The sequence below is a fragment of the Adlercreutzia equolifaciens genome (assembly GCF_029076695.1).
In the GTDB taxonomy this organism is placed as follows: Bacteria; Actinomycetota; Coriobacteriia; order Coriobacteriales; family Eggerthellaceae; genus Adlercreutzia; species Adlercreutzia equolifaciens_A.
Genome location: NZ_JARFIK010000459.1, coordinates 1 through 295 on the forward strand (window position 1 = coordinate 1; position 295 = coordinate 295).

At 48.1% G+C, this 295-nt stretch carries 1 protein-coding gene; it reads right to left on the minus strand.

Annotation, left to right across the window (positions count from 1 at the left end; genetic code table 11):
• Positions 1–295 (minus strand): hypothetical protein (locus PZH32_RS13175; RefSeq protein WP_275208704.1); only part of this gene is annotated, 295 nt, incomplete at both ends.

Genomic DNA, 295 nt, shown 5'->3' on the forward strand with positions numbered 1-295 from the left:
GATGAGAGATTCATCAAGCGGCAGCTTGCCAAGCTGCGTTCCAAAGAGGACATAGCACGTGCGGAAGAAGAAATTCGCCGCGCGCGCATCCTCGCCCAGCAGGAATAGGAGCCGGCTGGCTGTGTCCCAAAAGAGCCAGCTTAAGAGCCGGCTGTGTCCAAACAGTATATCACGTTCACATAAGGAAGCTTCGGCTTTCTTTTTTTTGCCTTCCTGTATTTCGCCGGCATCTTTTCGCATCTTCATGAGAAAGCGTCTCTCTTTTTTTTGTGATTTTTTTTGGTATTTTTTGTGT